The 25,075-nt window shown below is 42.5% G+C and carries 19 protein-coding genes and 1 pseudogene; 2 read left to right on the plus strand and 18 right to left on the minus strand.

Features of this window, described 5'->3' with window-relative positions:
* Positions 1–18: 18 nt before the first annotated feature.
* From pstA to E0485_RS18050, 7 genes are all read right to left on the minus strand, one after another.
* Entirely contained in the window at positions 19–879 is an 861-nt protein-coding gene (pstA, locus tag E0485_RS18020) for a phosphate ABC transporter permease PstA (RefSeq protein WP_132419461.1), read from the minus strand.
* Positions 876–1,739: a phosphate ABC transporter permease subunit PstC gene (gene pstC, locus E0485_RS18025; RefSeq protein ID WP_132419462.1), complete on the minus strand. Its 864-nt coding sequence runs from the start codon at positions 1,737–1,739 to the stop codon at positions 876–878. The genes pstA and pstC overlap by 4 nt, the downstream gene beginning before the upstream one ends.
* Complete coding sequence (locus tag E0485_RS18030; RefSeq protein ID WP_165921221.1) at positions 1,739–2,641, minus strand: phosphate ABC transporter substrate-binding protein; 903 nt, start codon at positions 2,639–2,641, stop codon at positions 1,739–1,741. The genes pstC and E0485_RS18030 overlap by 1 nt, the downstream gene beginning before the upstream one ends.
* A 177-nt stretch (positions 2,642–2,818) precedes the next feature.
* Entirely contained in the window at positions 2,819–4,969 is a 2,151-nt protein-coding gene (locus tag E0485_RS18035; RefSeq protein WP_132419464.1) for a hypothetical protein, read from the minus strand.
* A 215-nt stretch (positions 4,970–5,184) separates the two neighbouring features.
* Positions 5,185–5,910, minus strand: coding sequence for a response regulator transcription factor (locus E0485_RS18040; protein ID WP_132419465.1), 726 nt, complete (start codon positions 5,908–5,910; stop codon positions 5,185–5,187).
* 25 nt (positions 5,911–5,935) lie between these two features.
* Positions 5,936–7,741: a two-component system histidine kinase PnpS gene (gene pnpS / locus E0485_RS18045; protein ID WP_132419466.1), complete on the minus strand. Its 1,806-nt coding sequence runs from the start codon at positions 7,739–7,741 to the stop codon at positions 5,936–5,938.
* A 198-nt stretch (positions 7,742–7,939) separates the two neighbouring features.
* The gene (locus E0485_RS18050; protein WP_132419467.1) at positions 7,940–9,475 is read right to left on the minus strand and encodes a fumarate hydratase; all 1,536 of its coding nucleotides are present in this window, start codon (positions 9,473–9,475) and stop codon (positions 7,940–7,942) included.
* 118 nt (positions 9,476–9,593) lie between these two features.
* Between E0485_RS18050 and E0485_RS18055 the strand changes: the two genes are divergently transcribed.
* Complete coding sequence (locus tag E0485_RS18055) at positions 9,594–10,472, plus strand: polysaccharide deacetylase family protein (protein WP_132419468.1); 879 nt, start codon at positions 9,594–9,596, stop codon at positions 10,470–10,472.
* A 77-nt stretch (positions 10,473–10,549) separates the two neighbouring features.
* Here the strand turns inward: E0485_RS18055 and E0485_RS18060 are convergent.
* Positions 10,550–11,408, minus strand: a pseudogene (locus tag E0485_RS18060) (glycerate kinase).
* A gap of 208 nt (positions 11,409–11,616) precedes the next feature.
* Between E0485_RS18060 and yfbR the strand changes: the two are divergent.
* Entirely contained in the window at positions 11,617–12,201 is a 585-nt protein-coding gene (gene yfbR / locus E0485_RS18065; RefSeq protein WP_132419469.1) for a 5'-deoxynucleotidase, read from the plus strand.
* Positions 12,202–12,291: 90 nt separating this feature from the next.
* Here yfbR and mdh read toward each other — a convergent pair whose 3' ends face one another.
* The 10 genes from mdh to E0485_RS18115 all read right to left on the minus strand — a co-directional run bounded on the left by mdh (position 12,292) and on the right by E0485_RS18115 (position 24,808).
* Positions 12,292–13,236, minus strand: coding sequence for a malate dehydrogenase (gene mdh, locus E0485_RS18070; RefSeq protein WP_132419470.1), 945 nt, complete (start codon positions 13,234–13,236; stop codon positions 12,292–12,294).
* Positions 13,237–13,251: 15 nt separating this feature from the next.
* Positions 13,252–14,547: an NADP-dependent isocitrate dehydrogenase gene (gene icd, locus E0485_RS18075; RefSeq protein ID WP_132419471.1), complete on the minus strand. Its 1,296-nt coding sequence runs from the start codon at positions 14,545–14,547 to the stop codon at positions 13,252–13,254.
* A 142-nt stretch (positions 14,548–14,689) separates the two neighbouring features.
* Positions 14,690–15,802 (minus strand): citrate synthase, encoded by a 1,113-nt coding sequence (gene citZ, locus E0485_RS18080; RefSeq protein ID WP_132419472.1) that lies wholly within the window; start codon positions 15,800–15,802, stop codon positions 14,690–14,692.
* Positions 15,803–15,946: 144 nt separating this feature from the next.
* Positions 15,947–16,420: an acyl-CoA thioesterase gene (locus E0485_RS18085; RefSeq protein WP_132419473.1), complete on the minus strand. Its 474-nt coding sequence runs from the start codon at positions 16,418–16,420 to the stop codon at positions 15,947–15,949.
* Between the two features lie 93 nt (positions 16,421–16,513).
* Positions 16,514–18,271, minus strand: coding sequence for a pyruvate kinase (gene pyk / locus E0485_RS18090; RefSeq protein WP_132419474.1), 1,758 nt, complete (start codon positions 18,269–18,271; stop codon positions 16,514–16,516).
* The gene (gene accA / locus E0485_RS18095) at positions 18,258–19,238 is read right to left on the minus strand and encodes an acetyl-CoA carboxylase carboxyl transferase subunit alpha (protein WP_132419475.1); all 981 of its coding nucleotides are present in this window, start codon (positions 19,236–19,238) and stop codon (positions 18,258–18,260) included. Before accA ends, pyk begins: the two co-directional genes overlap by 14 nt.
* Positions 19,228–20,094, minus strand: a complete 867-nt coding sequence (accD, locus tag E0485_RS18100) for an acetyl-CoA carboxylase, carboxyltransferase subunit beta (protein ID WP_132419476.1) — start codon at positions 20,092–20,094, stop codon at positions 19,228–19,230. Before accD ends, accA begins: the two co-directional genes overlap by 11 nt.
* Positions 20,095–20,248: 154 nt before the next feature.
* Entirely contained in the window at positions 20,249–20,437 is a 189-nt protein-coding gene (locus tag E0485_RS18105) for a glutamate decarboxylase (protein ID WP_132419477.1), read from the minus strand.
* 154 nt (positions 20,438–20,591) lie between these two features.
* Positions 20,592–21,086: a phosphatidylglycerophosphatase A family protein gene (locus E0485_RS18110; RefSeq protein ID WP_132419478.1), complete on the minus strand. Its 495-nt coding sequence runs from the start codon at positions 21,084–21,086 to the stop codon at positions 20,592–20,594.
* Positions 21,087–21,139: 53 nt separating this feature from the next.
* Positions 21,140–24,808, minus strand: a complete 3,669-nt coding sequence (locus tag E0485_RS18115; RefSeq protein WP_132419479.1) for a DNA polymerase III subunit alpha — start codon at positions 24,806–24,808, stop codon at positions 21,140–21,142.
* Positions 24,809–25,075 lie beyond the last annotated feature (267 nt).

Here is a 25,075-nt window from a genome sequence, read left to right on the forward strand (position 1 = left end):
GCTGAGATGATGTCAATTTTATTTCCCCCCGCTTAGCTTTTTCTGCAGAATCTTGCTTGGTATCGTAATAAGCAAGTTAAAAATAAACACGATAATCAGCAATAACGCCGCACTTGCACTCGCAATTTGTTTGGCATCTGGAACGATTGCCTCGGATTGCACATACCACAAATGCGTAGCAAGTGTTTCTCCCATCATCATTGGATTAAAATCTGGGACAAACCGCGAAACAGATAGACCCGCTGTGAAAATAAGAATTGCCGTTTCACCAATTGCCCGTCCGGCTACTAAGGTTACACCTGTAAGCAAGTTAGGAAGCGCTGACGGAAGAAGCCCCTTAACAATCGCTTGCCACCTGGTTGAACCAAGTGCTAAGCTAGCCTCCATATAAGAGGATGGAACGGTGCGAAAGCTCTCTTCCGTTACACGTACAAGAACAGGCAAGTTAAGCAATGCAAGTGTTAAAGAACCGCTTAGAATCGAAATACGCAAATCAAACCAGTTTACAAAGAGTAGAAAACCAAACAATCCAAATACGATAGAAGGAACAGAGGATAATGCTTCTACAGATATACGAATGATCGATGTAAAGATATTATTTTTAGCATATATCGCTAGGTAAATACCTGCTCCGATCCCAATCGGAAGTGAAAATAGCAAGGACAACAGCAAGATATAAAATGTATTGAATAGCTGTGGTCCTACTCCGCCGCCTGCTAAAATATCCTCTGGGCGACTCGTAATGAATTTCCACGATAGATGCGGCAAACCATTGCCTAAAATTCGATACAAGAACCATACAAGAAGAGCAATGATTAATGCAGCTATGAACCAAAAATAAATAGTTGCAAGCCGATCTTTCATTTTATTTGTATTCATAACTGCTCACTCCTCTTCGATACGATGCGAATCACTATGATAAATAGTAAGGATACAAGTAACAATACAAGTGCCATCATAAATAAAGCATTGTTCCAGGTTGATCCATAAGTGGTGTTCCCCATATCTTTTACAATCGCCGTCGTTAGAACGGTGGTCGAATCGGTTAAAGAGTTAGGAAGCTTAGGTGCATTACCGATAACCATGAAAACAGCCATCGTCTCACCGATTGCCCGACCCATACCAAGAATGATTCCTGTAATAATCCCTTGCTTAGCGGCAGGCAGCTGTACTCTCCAAATCGTCTGCCATCTTGTTGCTCCTAACGCATAAGAAGCCTCTTCCAGTCTACCTGGCAAAGCTCTGATCGCATCCTCTGAAATCGATAAAATCGTTGGAAAGATCATTACAGCTAGAATGATCGCAGCTGGCAAAATACCAAACGAGATGTCACCCGTAATTTGAGTTATTAACGGAATGATGACCGTTAACCCGATAAAGCCATAAACGACAGAAGGGATACCGACGAATAAGTCGGTAGCCATTCTGATGATGCTCCTCATCCAGTTCGGAGCGATTTTAGCTGTGAATATTGCACCCGATACCGCTAATGGTACTGCTAGCAGAACGGATAACAGTGTTAAGACAAATGTGCTGATCAAGAAACCTAGTATGCCAAACTTCTCACTTGAAGGAGTCCAATCGGTTGATAAGAAGAACTCTGCAAACGGAATATCCTTGAAGATCTGTAATCCTTGAAATCCAACGAACAAGAGGATGGAGAAAATTACAGTTGATACGAGAATGGCACTACCGATCAAAATACGGCGCATTAAGTTGTCAATTGATTTTGCCTTCATTATTTTAGGAACGCCGCTGGTAGGAATTTAAGCTCTTCGACTCTCTTGGACTGGAACTCGTCACTTAGGATAAAGTCGATGAAAGCTTTAGTTGCTCCAGTAGGCTCGCCTTTCGTGTACATGTGCTCAACACCATATAGTTTATAGGAACCATCTTTAATGCCTTCCTTAGTATAAGCAACACCATCAAATTTAAGCATTTTCAAACTGTCATCTACATAAGGAGTATCAATGTAACCAATTGAACCGCTCGTTGAAGAGACAGTTGTTTTCATCGCGCCGCTTGAATCTTGCGTAACCCCTTCTTTCGTAAATTCAGCATTATCGAGAACAAGTTGTTTCACAAGCTTACGGGAACCTGAACCATCTGTACGGTGTATGACATTGATCTTAGCATCTTGACCGCCAACTTCTTTCCAGTTCTTAATTTCACCTTTAAAGATTTTTGCTGCCTGTTCTTTGGATAAGTTATCAATGTTCACATCTTTATTCACGATAATTGCAAAAGGAGCAATCGCAACTACATGATCCACAAGCCCTTTATCCTTATATTCATCTCCCGCTGCAACATCTGAGTTACCGATATCAGACGTTCCATCAGCGACGTTCTTAAGTCCAACACCAGAACCACCTGCTGTCGGGTTGATCGTAACTTTCTTATTTTTATCCATAAAATCATTTGCTGCTTGTTTAACTAGAGGTAATAATGCACTTGAACCTGATGCTGTTACAGTTCCTGTTAATTCTTGTTCTACAGCCGCTGGAGTGCCTTGTGGTGCTTTTGTTGCTGATCCACTATCAGAAGATGTTTTACTTCCACACCCAGCTAGTACCCCCATTAACAATACTGACGTTAGAACAACACCTGTCATTTTCTTAGCAAATCCTTTTGACACTTCCATACACCCCTTTGATATTTGTCGAAGCAACCTTGGTTACTTCCTCTTATTTAATCCCACAAACACATCATAGCAACGGTTTGTTAACTCACTCATCAAGTTTTGTAAAAGGAATGTAAAATATTCAAATATCATAAAAAAACACCCCCTATAGGGGGTGTTTAGCACAATAAATACCTTCTATTCATCGGTTCCAATTTTTGAGTATAACGTAATCGCTTGTTCTGCAAGAAGTCTACGTTGACCTTGGAACTCATCATAAATATATAGCTTAGCAGTTCTTGTTCTTGCAGCCAATTTAGATCCTGCATCTGGTTTCGTAATATTGGCTTTGAATTTATTTTTACCGATTCGGAGTGCATTTTCACCAGAGGATCCTCCAGAAGTTCCTGTCTCAAATTCACTCATTTTATAAGCATTTTCAAATAGTTTATAACCATTGGAATCAACGATAGACATTACAAGATTATGTCCTTCAAGATTAGTTTCAACCAATTTAGACTTCGCAATCTCGTAATCAAATTGCATGGAGAAGCTATCGCTTTCACTTGCCGTATCCAGATTACGAATCTGGAATGTATAAGGATAAATATTAATTTTACTTGTTAGATTTTTATTAGGTGCTGTTTCAGCAGGAGCCCAGAATGCAACAGGACTGATGTATGCATCAGCTTTAGCATCCCCTTCTGCTAACTTACCACCAGAAATCGCATCACCAATAATGATATGCAAGCTTGATGTACTAAATCCTTTTGGTAGACTGCTCCAAATTTCAAGCATAGCTTTACCTTCGGGACTAACCTTATTCTTAACGGCTGCAATTTTCCCAGGGAATGTAGCGGAGCCATCACCAAGTCCAATGCTAGCAATAATGTTTGATAGATTAACTGGTCTCTTACTTAGGTTCTCAATTTCTAATTGAATCGCAGCAATATCGCCTGCCATTCCTTCATAACGATTAATTCCGACAACCTGATATTTTAAACTACGGCCTGGCTCGGATACTGAATAGTAATCATTAACGCCGTAATAAGCTAATGGCTGCAATTTAGTTTGTGCAGGGAACTCCAGCAAATCTATTACCTTAGCAGGAGTATCGGTCTTGCCGGTAGTACTTTCTTTTTCCTGCAGGACTAATTTAACACTCGTAAATACATGATCATAAGGAATTACACCTGCTGCATGTACTTTAACTGCCCCTGAAGGAGAAATACCTGCGGATTGAGAGGATTGAACAACGCTTACGTCAACCTTCACCTTATTATCCAATAAGAGATAACCGCTTAAGGATGGCATTGGGAGCAGTTCATCTTCTTTATTGAATAAAGTTATATCTGCGGAAAGAACATCATTATCTTCCCATGGAGCGCGGTAGATTCCATTAAGCTTGGCAGCGTACATACCATCTTTTGTATTAAACGAGAAGCCGCCTTCTGCATTCTCCGTCTGCTCAGTCGATTCCGTAATTTGGAATACGCCTACAGGAGTTGTAACAGTCGATTCTCCTAGCTTCTCTGTCACAATAAGCTTCCAACCCGTTGCAGAAACTGTGGTAGGAATTTTACCAGTTAGTCTCCACTCCACTGATTCTTTAGGGCGTAAAGCAACAGGCTCTTTCTTCGAATCAAATGGGAAAATGTAACCATCCGATGTCATAATCGAAAATTGGTATTCTGGCGTCGTTAAAGAACGGTTACCGGCATTTTCTAGATTCAATGTTACGGTCGGCGAATAATTCTTACCGCTCTCGGAATTAAAGGAACGAGATACCTTCATATTCATTGGAACTCCGCCTAGTGTTAACAGAACGTTATCACCAGATGGAATTGCTTCCTGATAAGTATCCGGAACAGCAATTTCGCCAACTTTACTTTCAAATCCTGAAACGGAGAAATCCCATTGCGAGATTTGAAGAACGAGGTCGCTTAATTGCGTAGTTGAATTCACCTGCGCATAATAAGTGATCATTTGGCTGGAGTTAGCTGAAACTTTAGAAATCGTTTTGTCTTGAGGTTTAATGCGAGTTTGGAACTCGTTGCCTGATTTATCTTTTAACTTTAGTATGTAATCAAATAATAGTACATCGGATTTACCTTCATTTTTAAACGCAATGGTAAAAGCCACTGTATTGCTGCCTTGCTCTGGCAGCATTTGAATATTTTTCATCTCAAAGGTTACTTTATTTTTAATAGTTAATGAGCCGACACTAGGAAGAGCTGATGGCTGTTCTGTGTTTGACTCCGCAGCAATTGCCAGCGATGTCAGAGTGCTAAAGCCTAGCGAGACTGCTAGAGTTGCACCTAGCATTCGAGAACTCAAGGATTTTTTCATACCGTCATCACACCTTCTATCAAATTATTTGTTCCAAAAGCTGAAACATTCTATTAATTGCTTCAGTTGATTAAATTATAGCATGTGAACTGAAGTAAAATAAAATGTTCGGCTGCATATTTATTGTGACTCACTAATTATAGACGTAATTTAAAGGATAATGTTGCAATAAAAAATAAAAGACGAGTTTAATCCCGTCTTCTAACATAATATGTTTATGATTTCGCTGTAGAGGTATGATGAACTAATTTATATCCTACCCCTCTAATGGATTCAATTTGTACGGTTCGTCTGCCTACTTCAAGCTTCTTACGTAAAGAACTCACATGAACATCAACCGTCCGCTGTCCACCAAAATAATCAAAGCCCCAGACTATATTCATCAAATCGTCACGTGTAACCACCATACCTTGACGTTCTGCAAAATAGAGCAGCATCTCAAATTCCTTAGGGCGAAGCAATACGGACTCTCCCTCAATTTCAGCTTCATACCGCTCAGGATAAATACGCAGATCACCAATCACAACAACTTTTTCATCTGTCTTTGTTTTTTCCTTGACGACGAATTCATCTTTTTGTGTTCTTCTTAATACAGCAGATATCCTAGCAAGCAGCTCGGCAACGCCAAACGGTTTCGTAACATAATCATCAGCGCCTAGCTTTAGTCCTTCAACAACCTCATCCTCTGCATTGCGTGCTGTTAAAATAATGACTGGGGTCCGATTCCCCTTCTGCCGCAGCTTGGATAAAATTTCAAACCCGTTCATTCCAGGCAGCATCAGGTCGAGCAAAATCAGATCGAACGGCTCATCCAAAGCGGCTTGCAGCCCTTCTGCACCATTCTCCTGGTGCTTCAGCTCATACCCTTCCTGCGTCAAGTTATACGTAATAAGCTTAGCAAGCATCAGCTCGTCTTCAATAAGAAGAATTTTGTATGACATGTGTAATCCCCACACCTTTATCTATTTATAATTGAATAACTGGCAAAACAATAATAAATCGAGTTCCCATCCCAACTTCACTTTCCACATTTATTGAACCATGATGTAATTCTACAAGATGCTTAACGATCGATAACCCTAGCCCTGTCCCTCCAGAACTGCGAGATCTTGCCTTATCAACTCGATAGAATCGCTCAAATATACGCGGCAAATCCTCTTTGGGGATTCCTCTACCTGTATCTTGTACCGTAATCCGAATCCAATCCTGTTCATCCGTGTGCTCTATCTGCTCCGTAATAAAGGCTTCAGCCGTAAGCGTAATTTTGCCGCCATCTGGCGTATAGTTAATCCCGTTAGACAGCAGGTTCATCAATATTTGCTGCAAACGATCTTCATCTGCTTCTAAATATAGTGCCTCTTTCGCATCAAACTCAAGTGTAATTTGTTTCTGCCTAGCCGCCTTCGCAACCATTTGAATTGAATTATCAACAAGTGCATTCAAGTGGACAGGCGATAAACGCAGTGGACTACGTTTCGATTCTATTTTAGATAACTCTAGAATATCACCAACGAGTCGATTTAACCGATCACTTTCACTATAAATAATTTGGATAAAAGAACGAGCCGTCTCTTCATCATACAAAGCGCCTGCAAGAAGCGTTTCGGCAAAACCCTTGACAGAAGCGATCGGTGTCTTCAGCTCATGCGAAACATTAGCTACAAACTCACTACGCAGTCGTTCAAGCTTGCGGAGCTCTGTAATGTCATGCAATACGATTAAGAAGCCTCCCCATTCTTCTCCATTATAACCTATCGGTGTCACACTGATTTCAACAAGTCGTTCATTTGGATAATGCAAAGCAAGCTCATCGCGCACCAGATTCATCTGTTGCTTACATAATTCGATCTGCTCGATAAATGGCAGAAACTGCATCCCTTCATTGTACTTCTTGCCTACCAGTTCAGATGCAGTGAAACCTAGCAAAGTTTCCGTAATCGGATTCACGACAACAATTTTACCGTCTACATCAATCATCATAATACCTAGCAGCATATTCTCTAGAATACTATTTAATCTGCCTTCATTCTTAGAAATTTGATTCATTTGAGAACGAAGGCTTTCAGACATCTGATTGATCGCTTCAGCAAGCTGCCCAACTTCATCATGATGGACAACGGGTACACGTGTCGTATAATTATGAACTGCAATTTGCTTGGCAACCCGTGTCATTTTCTCAATAGGTTTCGTTATGCTTTTCGCTATGCGATACGAAGCAAAACTAACGATACCAAATAAGGCGAACATACCCGCAAGCACATATACCCAAAAATCGCGAACTGAGGCCTCCACCTGTGCTAGGCTCATCCCAATTCGGAGTACACCACTAATTTTACCATCTTCTGCTAATATGGGAATAGCTGCATATAGCATATTTTGATGTAGTGTATCGCTAAATCGAATAGCAAAACCTGTTTCACCCTTAAGTGCTACACTAATTTCTTCGCGATTCAAATGATTATCCATCAGATGAGGATCATGATCCGAATCTCCAAGAACAGTACCGTCACTTCTTACATAAGTTAAGCGAGCTCCAGTGTATTTTTCTAATTTTAGAACCAATCCATTGTAATATGTAATCAAACTTTCTTGATCTCCTGAGTGATTCCATTCCTGAATAGCCAGAATTTTTAATTCACGTTCAAGATTGAGCTTCAGTTCTTTGATATGCGTGCGTTCAAAGCCCGTTGCCATCCAAATGCCTGCAATGAGCATAGAGGTCCCAATTAATAAGATTAAGATTAGCGTAAGTCTTGTTCGATATTTTTTCATTGAAAATCAAATCACCTCATCATCATCATAACCGAAAGATACCCAAAAGTAACGGTTTCACCGTCTATAAAGACAGGTGCGTTTCTTAAGGTATTACTTAGAATTTATAACACGAATGTTATAAATTCTATAATACAAATAAATCCCGTAAATATGTAGACTTATCGAACATCTACCTACTCACGGGATTCATCTATATCACTTAAATACAGGCTCTTTAAACTGGGCAAGCTTAGCTAAAGAATCTTTGTCAACATCGGCATGCAAGGAATTCCCGTGGGAATCCATTGTTACAATTGCAGCAAAGCCTTCAGTTTGCAAATGCCACATCGCTTCAGGAATCCCGAATTCAATCAGGTCAACCCCTTCAACCTTCTTAAAGCAATCTGCATAATATTGAGCTGCTCCTCCAATTGCGTTCATATAAACTGCACCATGTTCCTGTAGTGCGGCTAATGTTTTGGCACCCATACCACCTTTACCAATAACAGCTCGAATGCCAAACTTCTTAATGATTTCACCCTGATATGGTTCCTCACGAATGGATGTCGTCGGGCCAGCAGCATTCACGCGCCATTCTCCGCTTTCATTCTTGCTCATTACAGGACCACAGTGATAAATAACTGCACCATTCATGTCTACAGGTGAATCATGATCCATCAAATGTTTATGCAGTGCATCACGGCCTGTATGCATCATACCGTTGATGATTACAACATCACCGACTTTCAATTTACGGATATCTTCCTCAGAAATTGGTGTCTGGAGAACAATCTCATTACGAGGAGCTGCTTCAACTTCCTCAGCTTGCTCGATTTTCTCCATCACAGTTTCACTGCCTTGCGGATATACCCACTCTTTAAGATCCCCGGTCTGTGCATCCAAAATAATTCCTTGACGGCGGTATGCCCAGCAGTTATACGCTACTGAAACAAAGAAGGAAGCCGGCAAACGATTCATTACGCCAATTTTACATCCAAGTAATGTAACCTGGCCTCCGAATCCCATTGTACCAATCCCTAATTTATTCGCATTATCCATAATATACGTTTCTAGCTTCTGCAAATCTTCGATTGGGTTCACATCTTCTACAGGACGGAATAATTGCATTTTGGCAAGCTCATATCCAGAAGTACGATCACCGCCGATTCCAACACCAATAAACCCTGCTGAACAGCCTTGACCTTGCGCTTGATAAACCGCATGTAGAATACATTTGCGAATACCATCCAAATCTCTTCCTGCTTTTCCTACGCCTGGTAACTCAGTTGGCAGGGAATACTGAATATTCTTATTCTCACATCCGCCACCTTTGAGAATTAGCTTAACTTCAATATCATCACGTTCCCATTGTTCAAAGTGGATGACAGGCGTCCCTGGTCCAAGATTGTCTCCACTATTATGACCCGTTAAGGAATCGACTGAGTTTTCACGCAGCTTGCTATTGTGAGTAGCCTCTGCCACCGCAGCAAGAATTTGTTTTTTCATAATTATCTGGTTAGCGCCTACAGGACAGTGTATAATGAATGTAGGCATTCCCGTATCTTGGCAAATTGGGGAAATATTTGTTTCTGCCATCATAATATTTTCTGCAATCGTTGACAAAGATAAAGCAGAACGAGTTCCTTGATCTTCCATTATACGAGCTTTCTGAATCGCTTTACGTACATCCCCTGGTAAATTAGTAGAAGTTTCAACAATCAATTGATACACGCTTTGCTGAAAATATTGCATGAGTGTATTCCCCTCTTTCATTTGCATGTTAATACTCATTATAATTTTATAATATTCTGCAATCAATTATAGCATATTTGATGATAGATTGGCTGTTCATCATAAGGGAGAATGATTCATGTACAAATTTCTTATTTTTACCTGCGCAGTTTTACTTATCATCGCTTGTATCGTTATCAATCCTAGGTCTGCAGCTAGCAAATCTCAATTCAATTATAGAAATCAAGTAACCGTACTGGTCTATCATCACATTCACAAGACGGATAAAAGCTCCGTAACGATCACACCTGAGTTATTTCGCGAGCAGCTAACTTTTCTTGCTGGCAAAGGTTTTCATTTTATTTCGTTCTCGGAGTTTCAAGATTATATGAATGGCAAGTCTGTTCCAAACAATGCGGTTCTTGTAACATTTGATGACGGATATGAGAGTTTTATGCTAGAAGCTATGCCAGTCCTTGAAGATCTCAAAATTCCAGCTATAAATCACATCATAACGGATACCTTTAGAGAACAGCAGGCTAGACATCTATCTTTTCTATCCAAGGAACAAATCGGCCAGATCACGAAGCAATCGAGCTTGTTTCAATTTGGATGCCATTCGGACAGCTTGCATGCGAAGTTGCCTAATGGAACAGCATCTTTAATAGGACGAATAACGATGCCAAATGGTCAAATGGAATCCGATCAGGAATATCGGGAGCGAATCTCGAATGACACGAAGAATTGCATCAACAATATTGCTGAAGCATCATCTTTCATACCTAACTTTTATGCCTATCCCTTTGGAAGCTTTAATGAAGAAGCAAAACAAATCATACGTGATGCAGGCATTAAATACGCGTTTACAACTGCCGAGGGCATCATGACTCGTAAGATGGATCCGATGAAGATTCCTCGAATAAATGCAGGATCCCCATGGATTACACCACAGAAGCTGCTAGTTTCCATCAAACGCAAGATTGGCAAAACGGTTAACTATGCAAATGCCAAGTACTAATGTACGCCATACCTAACAAAGCTGATACCACTCATTCGTGATGTCAGCTTTTTTGCTTCTTTTAGTTGGAATGACGACTATATACCTTGACCAAGCCTCAGACACATCGCAATATTACGTGCCGTACGGAACATATTCATTTCTGCATCCCCCAGTGCTTTCTCTAGGCTAGTTACACCTGGAATGATCGAGAATACTGCATCAATGCCAAGCTCATGAACGACCTCACTTCCTGGTGCAAGCATACCAGCGACAGCAATGACTGGTATCCCTTGCTTCTTTGCTGTTATCGATACACCCATTAGTGTTTTGCCAAATGCCGTCTGATGATCGATCTTGCCTTCTCCTGTAATAACTAGATCCGCACCCTCTATCTGCTTAGCGAGATCAACCGATTCAATCACAATATCTACACCGCACTTAAGCTCTGCATTCAAGTAGGCAAGCACGGCAGCCCCCATGCCACCTGCCGCTCCTGCTCCAGGCAAATCCGCGAATTGTTTGCCTGTTGCTTCAGTCAACTTCATAGCGTAAACCAAGCCCCAGAATGATTCGCTCAGCTCCGAGGTCTATTGCCGCAAGAATCAGCTCACCCGTCCCGTATGTCGTCGTGATTAGAGGATTGCGCTTTTCCCTAAGAACATGAGTCAATCCTGATGCTGCGGCCATCTCGATAATTGCAGTCTTGCCGTCACCAAGCATCCCGAAGAATGCATCAACCTGCTTTCCAAGTGGTCCTGTTACTTGCAAGCGAATCACTTCCCCACAAGTGGCATCGACAAGAGATTGTACCGTACCTTCGCCGCCATCTGCCGTGGGCACTTTGACAAACTCAGCATCTACTAAAATCGATCTCATTCCCACTTCTATCGCGTCTGCAGCTTGCATGGCAGTTAAGCTTTCTTTGAATGAATCCGGAGCGATGACAACTTTCATCTTGATCCCACCTTATCTGAAACTAATGATATAATCTTTATAACATTGAATCAATTTCATAACTCATTGAAATGAGAAAATTGAAACTATATATAGACAAAGTAAACCATTTTGATCTATATATAGCCTTGATTGAAGCAGCTAAAGGTATTATGAAATTGATTTATCATCAACCCTTTGAATCATACTGCATATGGGAGAGTGAACAATGGAAAGCGATTTTTTTGCTTATATGTACAGATTGCGTTATATCAAACGCTGGAGCTTAATGCGTAACACAATGAATGAGAATGTTGCTGAACATTCCTATCACGTTGCTCTTCTAACGCATATGCTATGTGCGATAGCCGTAAATATATTCGGTCAATCTATAGATGGAGACAAAGCGGTCTCCATGGCATTATTCCACGATGCCACTGAATCATTTACAGGTGATATTCCTACGCCAGTCAAACATCACAATCCCGAAATGCTGCGCAGCTTCAGGGAGATCGAGCACATCGCAGCCAATAAGCTGCAACAGATGGTTCCAGACCCTCTCAAAGCCATCTACGAGCCACTGCTGCTACACCAGAACGCTGATCCTGTGTTATGGAAATATGTCAAAGCTGCTGATCTTCTCGATGCTTATCTGAAATGCTCATCCGAGCTTTCAGCGGGTAATCATGAATTCGGTACAGCGAAGATGCAAAGTGAAGAGGCATTACGTAAGCTTCATATGCCTGAAGTTGATTATTTCCTTGCACATCTGGCACCGAGTGTAGAAAAAACGTTAGACGAATTATCAGTATAATTCATCACAAAAAAACTCCAACTGCTATTACCTTTGATGGTAATAATCAATTGGAGTCTTTTTTAAATAACAGAATTTAGCAAAAAGGAATTAGCCCTTTTGTACAACTTCCACAACACTTCGAACGGATTGAGTCGATTTCTCAAGAGCTGATTGCTCATCAGGGGTCAATTCAAGCTCGAAAATTTTCTCGATTCCGTTAGCTCCTAGAAGTGTGGGCACACCTAGGAATAGGTTGTCGAAGCCATATTCGCCTTCAAGCAATGCGATCGCAGGAATAACACGCTTCTTATCCTTCAAGATCGCTTCTGCCATCTGGACAAGCGATGCTGCTGGCGCATAATATGCAGAACCGTTACCCAGCAAGTTTACAATCTCACCGCCACCCGTGCGTGTGCGCTGTACAATAGCTTCAATCCGATCTGAAGGAATTAGCTTCTCAATCGGTATTCCGCCAACGTTAGAATAACGAACCAGCGGAACCATGTCATCACCGTGACCACCAAGAACGAAACCACGAACATCTTCGACGGATACATTCAGTTCTTGCGCGATGAATGTGCAATAACGTGCAGTATCAAGCACGCCGGATTGACCGATTACGCGGTTTTTAGGGAAACCAAGCGTTTCGTATGCTGCATAAGTCATCGCGTCAACTGGATTGGAAAGAATGATGACGATTGAATCTGGGCAATATTTTTTAACATTTTCACAAACGGATTTCACGATACCTGCATTGGTATTTACAAGATCATCACGGCTCATTCCAGGCTTGCGAGCAATGCCTGCTGTAATAATGACTATATCCGAATTAGCTGTATCTTCATAGGATGAAGTACCGATGATGTTGGAATCAAACCCTTGAACAGGACTTGCTTCCATCATATCTAAAGCTTTACCTTTTGTAGGGTTCTCTAGCTGCGGAATATCAAGAATAACGACATCTCCAAGTTCTTTTTGAGCTAGCATAAGAGCAGTAGTTGCTCCTGTGAAACCTGCACCAACAACGGTAATTTTATTCCGTTTTATAGTCATTCTTACAAGCCTCCTCTACATATTTGCGATGATTTGGTTTGCGAATTCAGAGCATTTGACTTCAGTCGCACCGTCCATTAGACGAGCGAAGTCATAAGTTACAGTTTTATTGTTAATAGAAGTTTCCATTCCTTTGTAGATCAGGTCAGCTGCTTCATTCCAGCCTAGATGCTCAAGCATCATAACGCCAGATAGAATAACAGAGCCAGGGTTAACTACGTCTAGACCAGCATATTTTGGCGCTGTACCATGTGTTGCTTCAAAAATAGCATGTCCAGTCACATAGTTGATGTTAGCTCCCGGCGCAATACCGATACCGCCAACTTGTGCAGCTAGAGCATCAGATAGGTAGTCGCCGTTCAAGTTCAATGTTGCGATGACATCAAATTCGTTCGGACGCGTTAATACTTGCTGTAAAGCGATGTCAGCAATTGCATCTTTAACGATAATTTTGCCAGCTTTCTCAGCTTCCTTCTGTGCAGCATTAGCAGCTTCAGTACCTTGTTCAGCCTTGATGCGGTCATATTGGTTCCAAGTAAATACTTTATCACCAAACTCACGCTCAGCTAGCTCATAGCCCCAGTTTTTGAAAGCTCCCTCAGTGAATTTCATGATGTTGCCTTTGTGAACAAGCGTTAAGCTCTTACGGCCATGCTCGATCGTATAGTTGAGTGCTGCGCGAATCAGACGCTCGGAACCTTCTTTGGAAACCGGTTTAATACCGATACCTGAAGTTTCTGGGAAACGAATTTTGTTAACGCCCATTTGCTGCTGCAAGAATTCAAGCACTTTCTTCACTTCTGCTGTACCTTCTTGGTACTCAATACCAGCGTAAATATCCTCCGTATTCTCACGGAAAATAACCATGTCTACTAATTCTGGGCGTTTAACCGGTGATGGAACACCATCAAAATAACGTACAGGGCGCAGACATACATAAAGATCAAGCTCTTGACGAAGTGCAACGTTCAGAGAGCGAATACCGCCACCAACAGGTGTTGTTAACGGACCTTTGATTGCTACGATGTATTCATCGATCGCTTTTAAAGTATCAGCAGGCAACCAGCTTCCATATTTATTATATGATTTCTCACCTGCATATACCTCGTACCATGCAATTTTTTTCTCGCCATTATATGCTTTCTCAACAGCTGCGTCTAGAACACGCTTGGAAGCTGACCAAATATCTGGACCTGTTCCATCGCCTTCGATAAATGGAATAATGGGATTGTTCGGAACGTTCAATTTACCGTTCTCAATCGTAATTTTTGCGCCTTCTGTTGGTAGTTCGTATTGTTCAAAATTTGGCATTGCTTATTACCTCCTAAATATGGTGTAAAACTGCGTTACTTTTTATTAAGACAAACTTAAAACGGGAGCCCCATTGTATGAAGAAAATAACAAATTTTCTTACTATACGGGAACTGCCCGTCCTATTCGCTTGTTGACGCGATTAACGGTCTTCGATCGAAATATAATGCTGATTGGACAAGCCCGTGTACTCGGCTCTTGGACGAATCAAGCGGTTATTCTCATATTGCTCAAGAATATGAGCTGTCCATCCGGATGTACGAGAAAACGCGAAGATTGGTGTGAACAAATCACGTGGGATTCCTAGCGCTGTGTATACCGACGCTGAATAAAAATCAACATTCGGTTTCAAGCCTTTCTCACCAGTAATCATGGCTTCAATCTTAATGGACATGTCGTACCACTTCATGTTGCCCTTCATAACTCCAAGCTCATGTGACATCGCTTGCAAATGCTTGGCACGTGGATCGCCATTCTTATAAACGCGGTGTCCAAAGCCCATAATTTTCTCTTTGTTGCTAAGCTTATTATTAATGTAAGCTTCAACATTGTCAATACTATCAATTTCCTCTAGCATTGCCATAACAGCTTCATTCGCTCCGCCATGAAGCGGTCCTTTAAGCGTGCCAATAGCTGATGTGATACCTGAATAAATATCAGTCAACGTTGCCACAGTTACTCGCGCAGCAAAAGTAGATGCATTAAGCTCATGATCAGCATGAAGTACGAGTGCTTTATCAAGCGCTTTGATTGCAACTGGATCTGGCTCTTCCCCAGTCATCATATATAAAAAATTGGCGGCTAATGATGGATAACCCTTTGAAGCAATAGGCTTCTCCCCATTACGAATTCTAGCATAAGCTGCTATAATCGTTGGAATTTGAGCTTGAAGCTTAATCGCCTTGCGCACATTGGATTCCGTACTCATATCCCCTGACTCTTGATCATATAAGGCAAGTGAAGATACAGCAGTCCGAAGAACTGCCATACTATTGGCATCCTTAGGATACATTTGCAATTGCTCGATCAAGGCATCCGGAATGATTGAATGCGCATTCAAGTCCTGCTGCAATTGATTCAGCTCTGACTTAGTCGGGAGTTTGCCAAACCATAGTAAATAAACCACTTCTTCAAAAGTGGCATGCTCTGCTAATTCATCAATATCGATCCCGCGATATGTTAACACGCCATCAACGATGGAACTAATGGACGAGGTTGTGGCAACAATACCTTCCAACCCTTTAGTTGCAGTCATGGGAACAACTCCTCACATCTTTAAGTAAAAAATAACGGTTCATAGGACCCCAACTTAATCATAAAGTATTTTGAACCTTCTGTGAATCGCAATTATTATAAAAATTAATTATCGGTTTAATAAAATAATATTTCTAAATAAAGTTTAATTATAGGAATCAATCAGTTTATGTAATTCAGGCAGAGCATGATCCAATCTGGTCGTCTTAAACTCCTTGTTAACCCAGACATGTTTCGTTAACCCACTTACTAACAACTCTCCTGCTGGTTCTCTACCATCTGTTTCCGCAAAAGGGGGAATGGTGTACAGATCGGTTTCCTCTCTTCTATGGACCTGATACGCCATCTCCAAGCGTACGCGTGTACAGGCTTCAATCCTCGTATAGATGGAAATGATGTCATCATATCTCGCAGGCTTACGATAATCGAGCTCAGCATGAATCACTGGCAGCATAAGCCCAGCTTGCTCTATCGCGGTATAGGGAAAGCCCATCTCTCTTATCAGTTCTGTGCGCCCAATCTCAAACCAGTTTAAGTAGTTGGCATGATAGACAACCCTCATTTGGTCCGTTTCTTGATATCTAACCCTTATTGCATGATGATGCCACTGCCCCGGCATATTGAATCACCCCTTCATTTTTCTATAATACAAATAAAAGTGATGCAGAACAAACCTGCATCACTTTCATGACGTTCAAATCAAATGTAAATCTTATAGCACTTTACCGCATCCGCTGTAAATTGCGCCAAGTTCAGGGTATAAAGTAACTTCTACGCCTTCAGATAAAATTCTCTTCGCATTTTCTACCCCAACGATAACTGGAATTCCAAGAGATACAGCAACTACTGCTGCATGTGAAGTAATTCCACCAATTTCAGTTACAAGTGCTGATGCTTTTTTAATGGCAGGCATATAGTCCTTGTCTGTCATTGTTGTAACAAGAACAGCACCATCTTTCATTTTATCTAGTGCTTCTTGTGCAGTACTTGCAGTGACAACTTCACCCTTAACGACCTTCGTACCAATTCCAGTTCCTTTAGCAACCATATCGCCTACTTGGTGAACCTTCACGATATTCGTTGTTCCAGCTCGTCCAACAGGTACGCCTGCTGTAATGACAACAATATCACCATAAGTTGCATATCCACTTGCAACTGCGCTGTTCACAGCTGTTTCAAACAACTCATCTGTAGTTGATGCTGCTGGGCATTGTAGAGGTATTACGCCCCATACGAGCGACAAGCGGCGCATTGTTTGCTCAGATGGCGTTACTGCAATAATTGGTGCTTTAGGACGGTATTTGGATACCATTCTTGCTGTAAAGCCACTTTCTGTTGCGGACAGAATAGCTCGCGCATCAAGCTCTAGTGCAGAGTTTGCAACAGCTTGAGAAATGGCTTCTGTAACCGTAACTTGCTGAGATTGCGCTTGACGCATGAAAATTTCACGATACTCAAGGCTTGCTTCCGTACGCTCAGCAATACGTGCCATTGTTTGCACAGACTCAACTGGATATTTACCTGCAGCAGTTTCACCAGAAAGCATAACTGCATCTGAACCATCATATACCGCATTTGCCACGTCACTAGCTTCAGCACGTGTTGGACGTGGATTGCGCTGCATGGAATCAAGCATCATCGTAGCGGTAATAACTGGTTTGCCGGCACGGTTACATTTCTTGATCATATGCTTTTGAACAATTGGCACTTCTTCAGGTGGAATTTCCACACCAAGGTCACCACGAGCAACCATTAAGCCATCGGACACTTCTAGAATTTCATCTAGGTTATCAACGCCTTCTTGGTTCTCGATCTTGGAAATAATGTTGATGTATTGTGCATTGTGACGCTCTAGAAGCTCACGAATTTCCATGACATCGGCTGCTTTACGAACAAAGGATGCAGCGATGAAGTCAACACCTTGCTCAATACCGAAAACAATATCGTTTGCATCCTTCTCTGTAATACCTGGAAGGGAAATTTTAACGCCTGGTACGTTAACGCCTTTTTTGCTCTTGATCGGTCCACCATTCGTAATACGGCACTTGATTTCTGTCTTGTCAATCGCAACAACCTCAAGTCCGATCAAACCATCATCAATTAGAATCGTTGATCCAACAGACACATCATTTGGCAGATCCGTGTAAGTAACAGAGATACGTTCTGCATCCCCAAGAATTTCTTCAGTTGTTAACGTAATGAATTGATCTTGGATAAGCTCAATCGGCTCATCCGTTTTCATTTTACCTGTGCGAATTTCTGGTCCTTTGGTATCAAGCAGGATCGCAACAGTTTTACCTGTTTCTTTACTAGCTATACGAATGTTCTTGATACGTGCGCCATGTTCTTCAAAGTCGCCATGTGAAAAGTTCAAGCGAGCAACGTTCATACCCGCATTCATTAATTTCTTAAGGTTCTCCAAGGATTCGCTTGCTGGTCCAATCGTACATACAATTTTAGTTTTGCGCATGATTACCCTCCTGAGTGAATGTAAATCGACCAATTTCTCTAAATTTATCATATCGGTCTTCTTTTAGTTGCTCCTCGCTCATGCCGAGCAGAAGCTGCAAATGCTCCCATAATGCTGTCTTGATGCTATCCGCCTGTTGAATGGGGTCCTTGTGTGCTCCTCCTTTAGGCTCGGGAATAATGCCGTCGATTACACCTAGTTCTAGAATGTGATCAGCTGTAATTTTCATAGCTTCAGCCGCCAGTAAAGACTTAGAAGCATCCCGATAAATGATAGAAGCTGCACCCTCTGGACTAATTACCGAATAAATAGCATTCTCAAGCATCAAGACTCGGTTACCTACACCAAGTGCTAATGCTCCACCACTGCCGCCCTCTCCGATGACGACAGCTAGGATAGGTACTCGAAATGATGCCATTTCCATTAAATTAAGGGCAATTGCTTGACCTTGCCCCCGCTCCTCAGCGGCATTACCTGGAAATGCACCCTTTGTATCTATAAAAGTGATGATCGGCCGATTGAATTTATCAGCTTGTTGCATCAAACGTAAAGCCTTACGATACCCTTCCGGATGTGGGCAACCAAAATTGCGGGCAATGTTATCTTTTGTATCTTTACCCTTCTGGTGACCTACAATTGTTACAGGAATTCCATTTATTTTGGCAAGTCCTCCAACAATAGCTAAATCATCGCCATAAACCCGATCTCCATGCAGTTCAACAAAATCGGTAAAAATAGCATTGATGTAATCCATTGTCGTTGGACGGGCAGGATGTCTTGCAATCTGCATTTTCTGAGAAGCCGTCATCGAGCTGTACAGCTCTTCTTCGAGTGTAGCATAACGTTCCTCTAAACGCTTGATTTCATCATTGAAATCAATCCCTTTATCTTCGCCAAACCTGCGCAATTCCTCAATCTTCGATCGAAGCTCGACAAGCGGCTGTTCAAAAGCCAATTCAACCGCCATTTGACACTTCTCCCTTCATTCCGTGAATATCAAGTAATTTAATAATCGTATTACGCATATCCTTACGATGTACAACCTTATCTAGTTGTCCATGTGCCAAGTTAAACTCAGCGGTTTGAAAATTCTCAGGCAGCTTTTGACGAATCGTCTGCTCAATTACACGTCGGCCCGTGAACCCAAAGGAAGTTGCTGGCTCAGCAATAATGATATCACCCAGCATCGCAAATGACGCTGAAACACCACCGAAGGTCGGATCTGTGATGACGGATATGTAAAGCCCGCCGTTCTCATTCAGCTTCGACACTGCAGCGCTTGTTTTGGCCATCTGCATCAGACTTAGAATACTTTCCTGCATACGAGCTCCACCTGAAGTGGAGAATAGAATAACAGGAACGTTTTGCTCGATTGCGTATTCGATCGTATTCGCTATCTTTTCACCGACAACAGATCCTAAGGAGCCTCCCATAAAATCAAAACTCATAGCACCAATAGCAACGGGAAAACCACCTATTGTAGCAGATCCTGTGACGATCGCATCCTGTAAACCAGTAGAAGATTGCGCCTTTGCAAGTTTGCTTGGATAATCAGGAAACTCCAGCGGATCTTCTGAAATCATTTCCTTATCAAACTCCACGAAACTGTCTTCATCAATCATGATCATGATGCGTTCAACAGCAGACAGCTTGTAATGGTATCCGCAAACATTGCAAACTTTAAGGTTCATCTCCAATTCCTTACTATACTGGATTGTCCCGCAACTCGGACATTTATTCATAAGTCCTTCAGGAATTTCACGTTTTTGTCTATCGGATGGAATTGTTGCATACTTTCGTTTTTGAAAAAGATCCTTAAGCACCTCAGCACCTCACTGACTCAAAATCTATGGTATGGCAGAAAGCCTGATTTGGAGATTCTTGATGTCACACACTCGCCCATATCTCACGTAATGTAAGGCATAAATTCTTTATCACGGAAAAAGACATGTCCGGAAGCCGAACATGTGCGCTCTATTACCTATGTAATATGGAATTTAACACCTCTTGAACTTCTTCAAGCTCTCCTTCTGGTACAAGTATTTCAAATTGGTTTTTTGTCATACTGATCGCACGGACTTGAACGAGAAAACCTTCTTCGGTCAAATTCTGCTTGATTCGTTCGGCGATTTTAGCCGTAGGCGCAATATAAATCACCGTCCACATTCGCAAAAAACCTCCTTAAATTTGTGAAGGATAAATAATTTCAACATACGATGTTGCCGTCTAGGTGCCCGTACAATGGATTAATGATACCACATCAATCGAATTACAGGCAAGAATAGCGCTTCATTATGCTTGGGAATAGCAGCTAATTGCGCTAAAAATTAGTTAAATAATCAGCTGAATTCCCATTCTGATGCGCAATTCTAGCGGAAGCCGCCGCAGCTAGACCAGCCACTAAATCATCCAAAAAAACATGAATCGCATGTTTGTCATCATTCAATCGGCGAATCACGCCGATTTTCTGCTTGTCCAGATATCCAAAAGAAGTAAGGCCTATCATACCATATACATGTACAATCCCCAGTGCCAGCGTCTCATCCACGCCATAAAGACCTTCATCAGCTTCCATAATCGCTTGCAAAGGCTGCGGAAGCAGCTTCTGCTCTGCCAGTTCATCAAGCGCAATTCCCGTATATAAGGTAAACTGCACTTCACGCTTGGCAAGCACAGCATATACACTCTCCTCACATGATTCTATGGTCAGAAGAGGATTGTATGGCTTCTGCAGCTTGTAAACGATTTTTGCTATTTGAGGAACTGTTACTCCGCGTTTTTTAAGCACATTCAAAATATGTTCAAGTGAATTCATATATAAAATCCTCCCTTGTCCGGATTTTACAATGTATGCGGACAAGAGTGGTTTTATTTCACAAAGACTGAATCATTGCCTAAAACCACCTGGATTTGTCTAATTAATTCAGGTGAAGGCTGAACCTGATACGTTTCACTTAAAGCGATACTTCGACGGCCATTTTCATAGAACAAAATTACTGAAAGTGGTCCTGTATGCTTCTTAAGCAATTGCTTAAGTAGTGAAAGCTTACTCGGATGCTCATGTTCAGGTGCAATTCTTATATACACCCTTTGAGCGTTGCCACTTTGGTTTACGACTTTCTCTGCTGGTATCGAATCAGCAATTGCTTGTGATTCTAGCTTCTTACCACTCACATTTGACTGCGAAAGACGTTCCTCCGTAGCCTTCGTAAAGTGATTACGCCGTCCTGCTGCTGGAGCAGGTTGGAGTGGGCGCTGCGCTTTACGAATTTTGCGAGCAGCATCAGGATCGGTAAGCAAACAAACTTCATCCGCTATTATTTTAAATGATTCTTCGTCTCCATGCTGTAATTTACCTCTCACTACTAGCAAGTTCCCTTTTTGAACCAGTGGGGCAACCTGCTTCCAGGTTCGCGTGAACATCACAACTTCCGTTCGCAGAATTCGATCCTCCAAATCCATGAAAGCCATAGGATCGCCTTTTTTGGTGATGATCGTCTTCACCCCTGCTACCATTCCCGCTATGACAACATCAGCTCCTTCAGCATACTCCTGAAGATGATGTAATGGATCGACATTTAGCTGCTCCATCGTTTCATCATGTGCATCAAGTGGATGTCCTGAAATGAATAATCCTAGCAGTTCGCGTTCAAATTCGAGAATTTGCGTTTGCGTATACGCCCGAATATCAGGATACTCAACCTGCCAATTCGGTTCTTCTGTGAATCCGAACAAATGAAGCTGCAAATCGTCGCGTTCCTTGCGCCATTTGACCGCAGCTTCAACCGTTTCGTCGAGCATCCCGATGAGCTGCGCACGATGTCCTGGCAATTCATCAAATGCGCCGCCTTGAATTAGAGATTCTATCACGCGCTTATTGCAGACGCGCAGGTCCACACGCTGGCAGAAATCAAGCAGCGAGGTGAAGGGACCGTGACGACGCTCGGCTAGAATAGCGTCAATCGCTTGTGTGCCGACATTCTTGATGGCGGCAAGTCCGAAGCGGATCGCCCCGCGATCCGCTTGTGCTGCGCCTGTCGCTTGCAGCGCAGGCGAGCTGCCTTCGTGCTGCTCCCCGCGAGGAGCCAGCGGCGTGAAGGTCACGCCGCTCTCGTTCACATCGGGGGGCAGCACGGTTAGCTGCATACGTCGGCATTCATCGACGTATTCGGCCACTTTGCGGTGGCTGCCCATCACCGCAGTAAGCATCGAGGCCATAAAATGCCTCGGATAATGAGCTTTCAGATAAGCGGTCTGAAAGGCGAGCACCCCGTATGCGGTCGCATGCGCCCGTGGGAAGCCGTAATCCGCGAAGCGTACAATCATGTCATAGACATGATTGGCATCAGCTTCTGCGTATCCCTGCCCCACTGCTCCTCTCACAAAATGTTCCCGCTCCTTATCCAATACCTCGCGCTTCTTCTTGGAAACCGCTCTTCTTAGCAGATCGGCTTCTCCAAGCGAGAATCCTGCCATCTTGGACGCGATTTGCATAATTTGCTCTTGGTACACGATGATTCCATAGGTATCGCCCAGAATTTCTTCTAGCGATGGATGCGGATATTCTACTTGTACAAGCCCATGCTTGCCCGCAATATACTTCGGAATAAATTCCATCGGACCAGGACGATAAAGAGCTAGAACTGAAATAATATCTTCAAATTCTGAAGGCTTCAGTTCTTTGAGCACTCGTCTTACACCCGTGGATTCCAGTTGAAATATCCCTGTCGTTTCCCCGCGAACAAGCAGCTCGTACGTTAAAGCATCTTCATTCATATTGATTTGGGTAAAATCAATTGTCGTGTTATCCTGCTCCTTGATCCATTCCACGGTCCGTTCAATAATCGAAAGTGTTCGCAGACCTAGAAAGTCCATTTTGAGCAAGCCTATTCGCTCTAAATGTTCCATTGAATACTGCGTTAATGCAGAGCCGCCTGTACCTTCTTGCAGCGGTACGTATTCAGTTAAGGGTTCTCTGGAAATCACCACACCTGCAGCATGTGTCGAGGCATGACGTGGCATTCCTTCGACACGCTTCGCCATATCCAGCAGCTCGGCTACTTTGGCATTCTGATCCGCCAGCTTGCGCAAATCCTCATTTTGCACAATCGCATCTTCAATTGTTACACCAAGATAGCCTGGAATCATTTTGGCAGCACGGTCTACATCATTAAACGGCAAATTGAGCACACGACCGACATCCCGTACAGCAGCTCTTGCCGCCATCGTTCCAAATGTAATAATCTGCGCGACATGATCCTCACCATACTTCCGAACAACATATTCGATGACTTCATCACGCCTTAAATCACTGAAGTCAATATCGATATCGGGCATGGAGATACGTTCAGGATTGAGGAAGCGTTCGAATAGCAATTTATATTTAATCGGGTCTACATTCGTAATATGCAAAGTATAAGCAACTAAGCTGCCCGCGGATGACCCCCGACCAGGGCCGACCATAATCCCTTTCCGATGTGCATATGAAATAAAATCCCAAACAATAAGAAAATAATCCGAAAAACCCATTCGAGCTATAATTTCAAGTTCGTATTGAAGTCTAGTCTCGAGCTTTTCACGATAGGCCAGATCCGTTAACTGCGCACCATAACGCTCCTCAAGCCCTTTCTTGCATAGCTCAGCTAGATAGGACTCAGAATTCATCCCTTCAGGAATCGGTTCAAAAATAGGCAGAATCGATTTGCCGAACTCCAGCTCCAAGTTGCATTTGTCGGCTACTTGCAGGGTATTAGCTAAAGCTTCAGGTACATGCGGGAATAATCGCGCCATTTCATCCGCTGATTTCAGATATAACTGGCTTGAGCTAAATTTCAAGCGACCCTCATCTTCTACTGTCTTGCCTGTTCCAATGCAAAGCAATATGTCCTGCACCGCCGCATCGGGCTCCCACACATAGTGCACATCATTCGTCGCAATAAGCGGGATGCCCGTCTCACGTGCCAATTCGATCATCGACACATTGACTTTACGCTGTTCGATCAAGCTATGATCTTGCAGCTCTAAGTAAAAATCCTCACCAAAAATATCACGATAACGCTCAGCAGCAGCCTTGGCCTCATCCTTACGATCATGCAGCAGGTGCTGTGATACTTCACTGCCTAGACATGCACTTAAACACACAAGCCCTTCGGCATGCTTGCGAAGCGCTTCCGCGTCGATTCTAGGTTTATAATGAAACCCCCGTAAATGAGCAAGTGAATTTAGCTTCATTAAATTACGGTAACCTTGTATATTCTTAGCCAGCAAAATCAGGTGATAGATCGGCTGCTCCTGCCTCGTTCCTCTATCCGTCATTGAACCTGCCGTATAGTAAGCTTCCATCCCGATAATCGGTTTGATTCCATGCTCCTTGCAAGCCCGATAGAAAGCAATTGCCCCGTACATCACGCCATGATCAGTCAAGGCAAGCGAGTCCATGCCCAGTTCCGCTGCATGCCGAACCAGGTCTGTAATCCGAGCAGCACCATCAAGCAAGCTATATTCACTATGTACATGCAGATGGACAAAACGACTCATTTGCGAACTACCTCCCTTATCTGATAAATGTATCATCATTTTATCATATTCACCGGTACTAGTCCCATAAGATTGATAGTAGACAAGTATCATAGGAACAATTTGTCCAGCACGAATGCGGAAAGTAGGTATAACGGGGGCAAAGTTTACGTGTCTCCTTTGAAATCGATATTGTTACCATTAAATAAATTAAAAAGAATTCGATTTCAACAGAGACTTGAACCCGTTATACCGAATTGCAGCATAAAGGTCTGCTGGACAATTTTG

This window comes from Paenibacillus albiflavus (assembly GCF_004344915.1).
In the GTDB taxonomy this organism is placed as follows: domain Bacteria; phylum Bacillota; class Bacilli; order Paenibacillales; family NBRC-103111; genus Paenibacillus_AM; species Paenibacillus_AM albiflavus.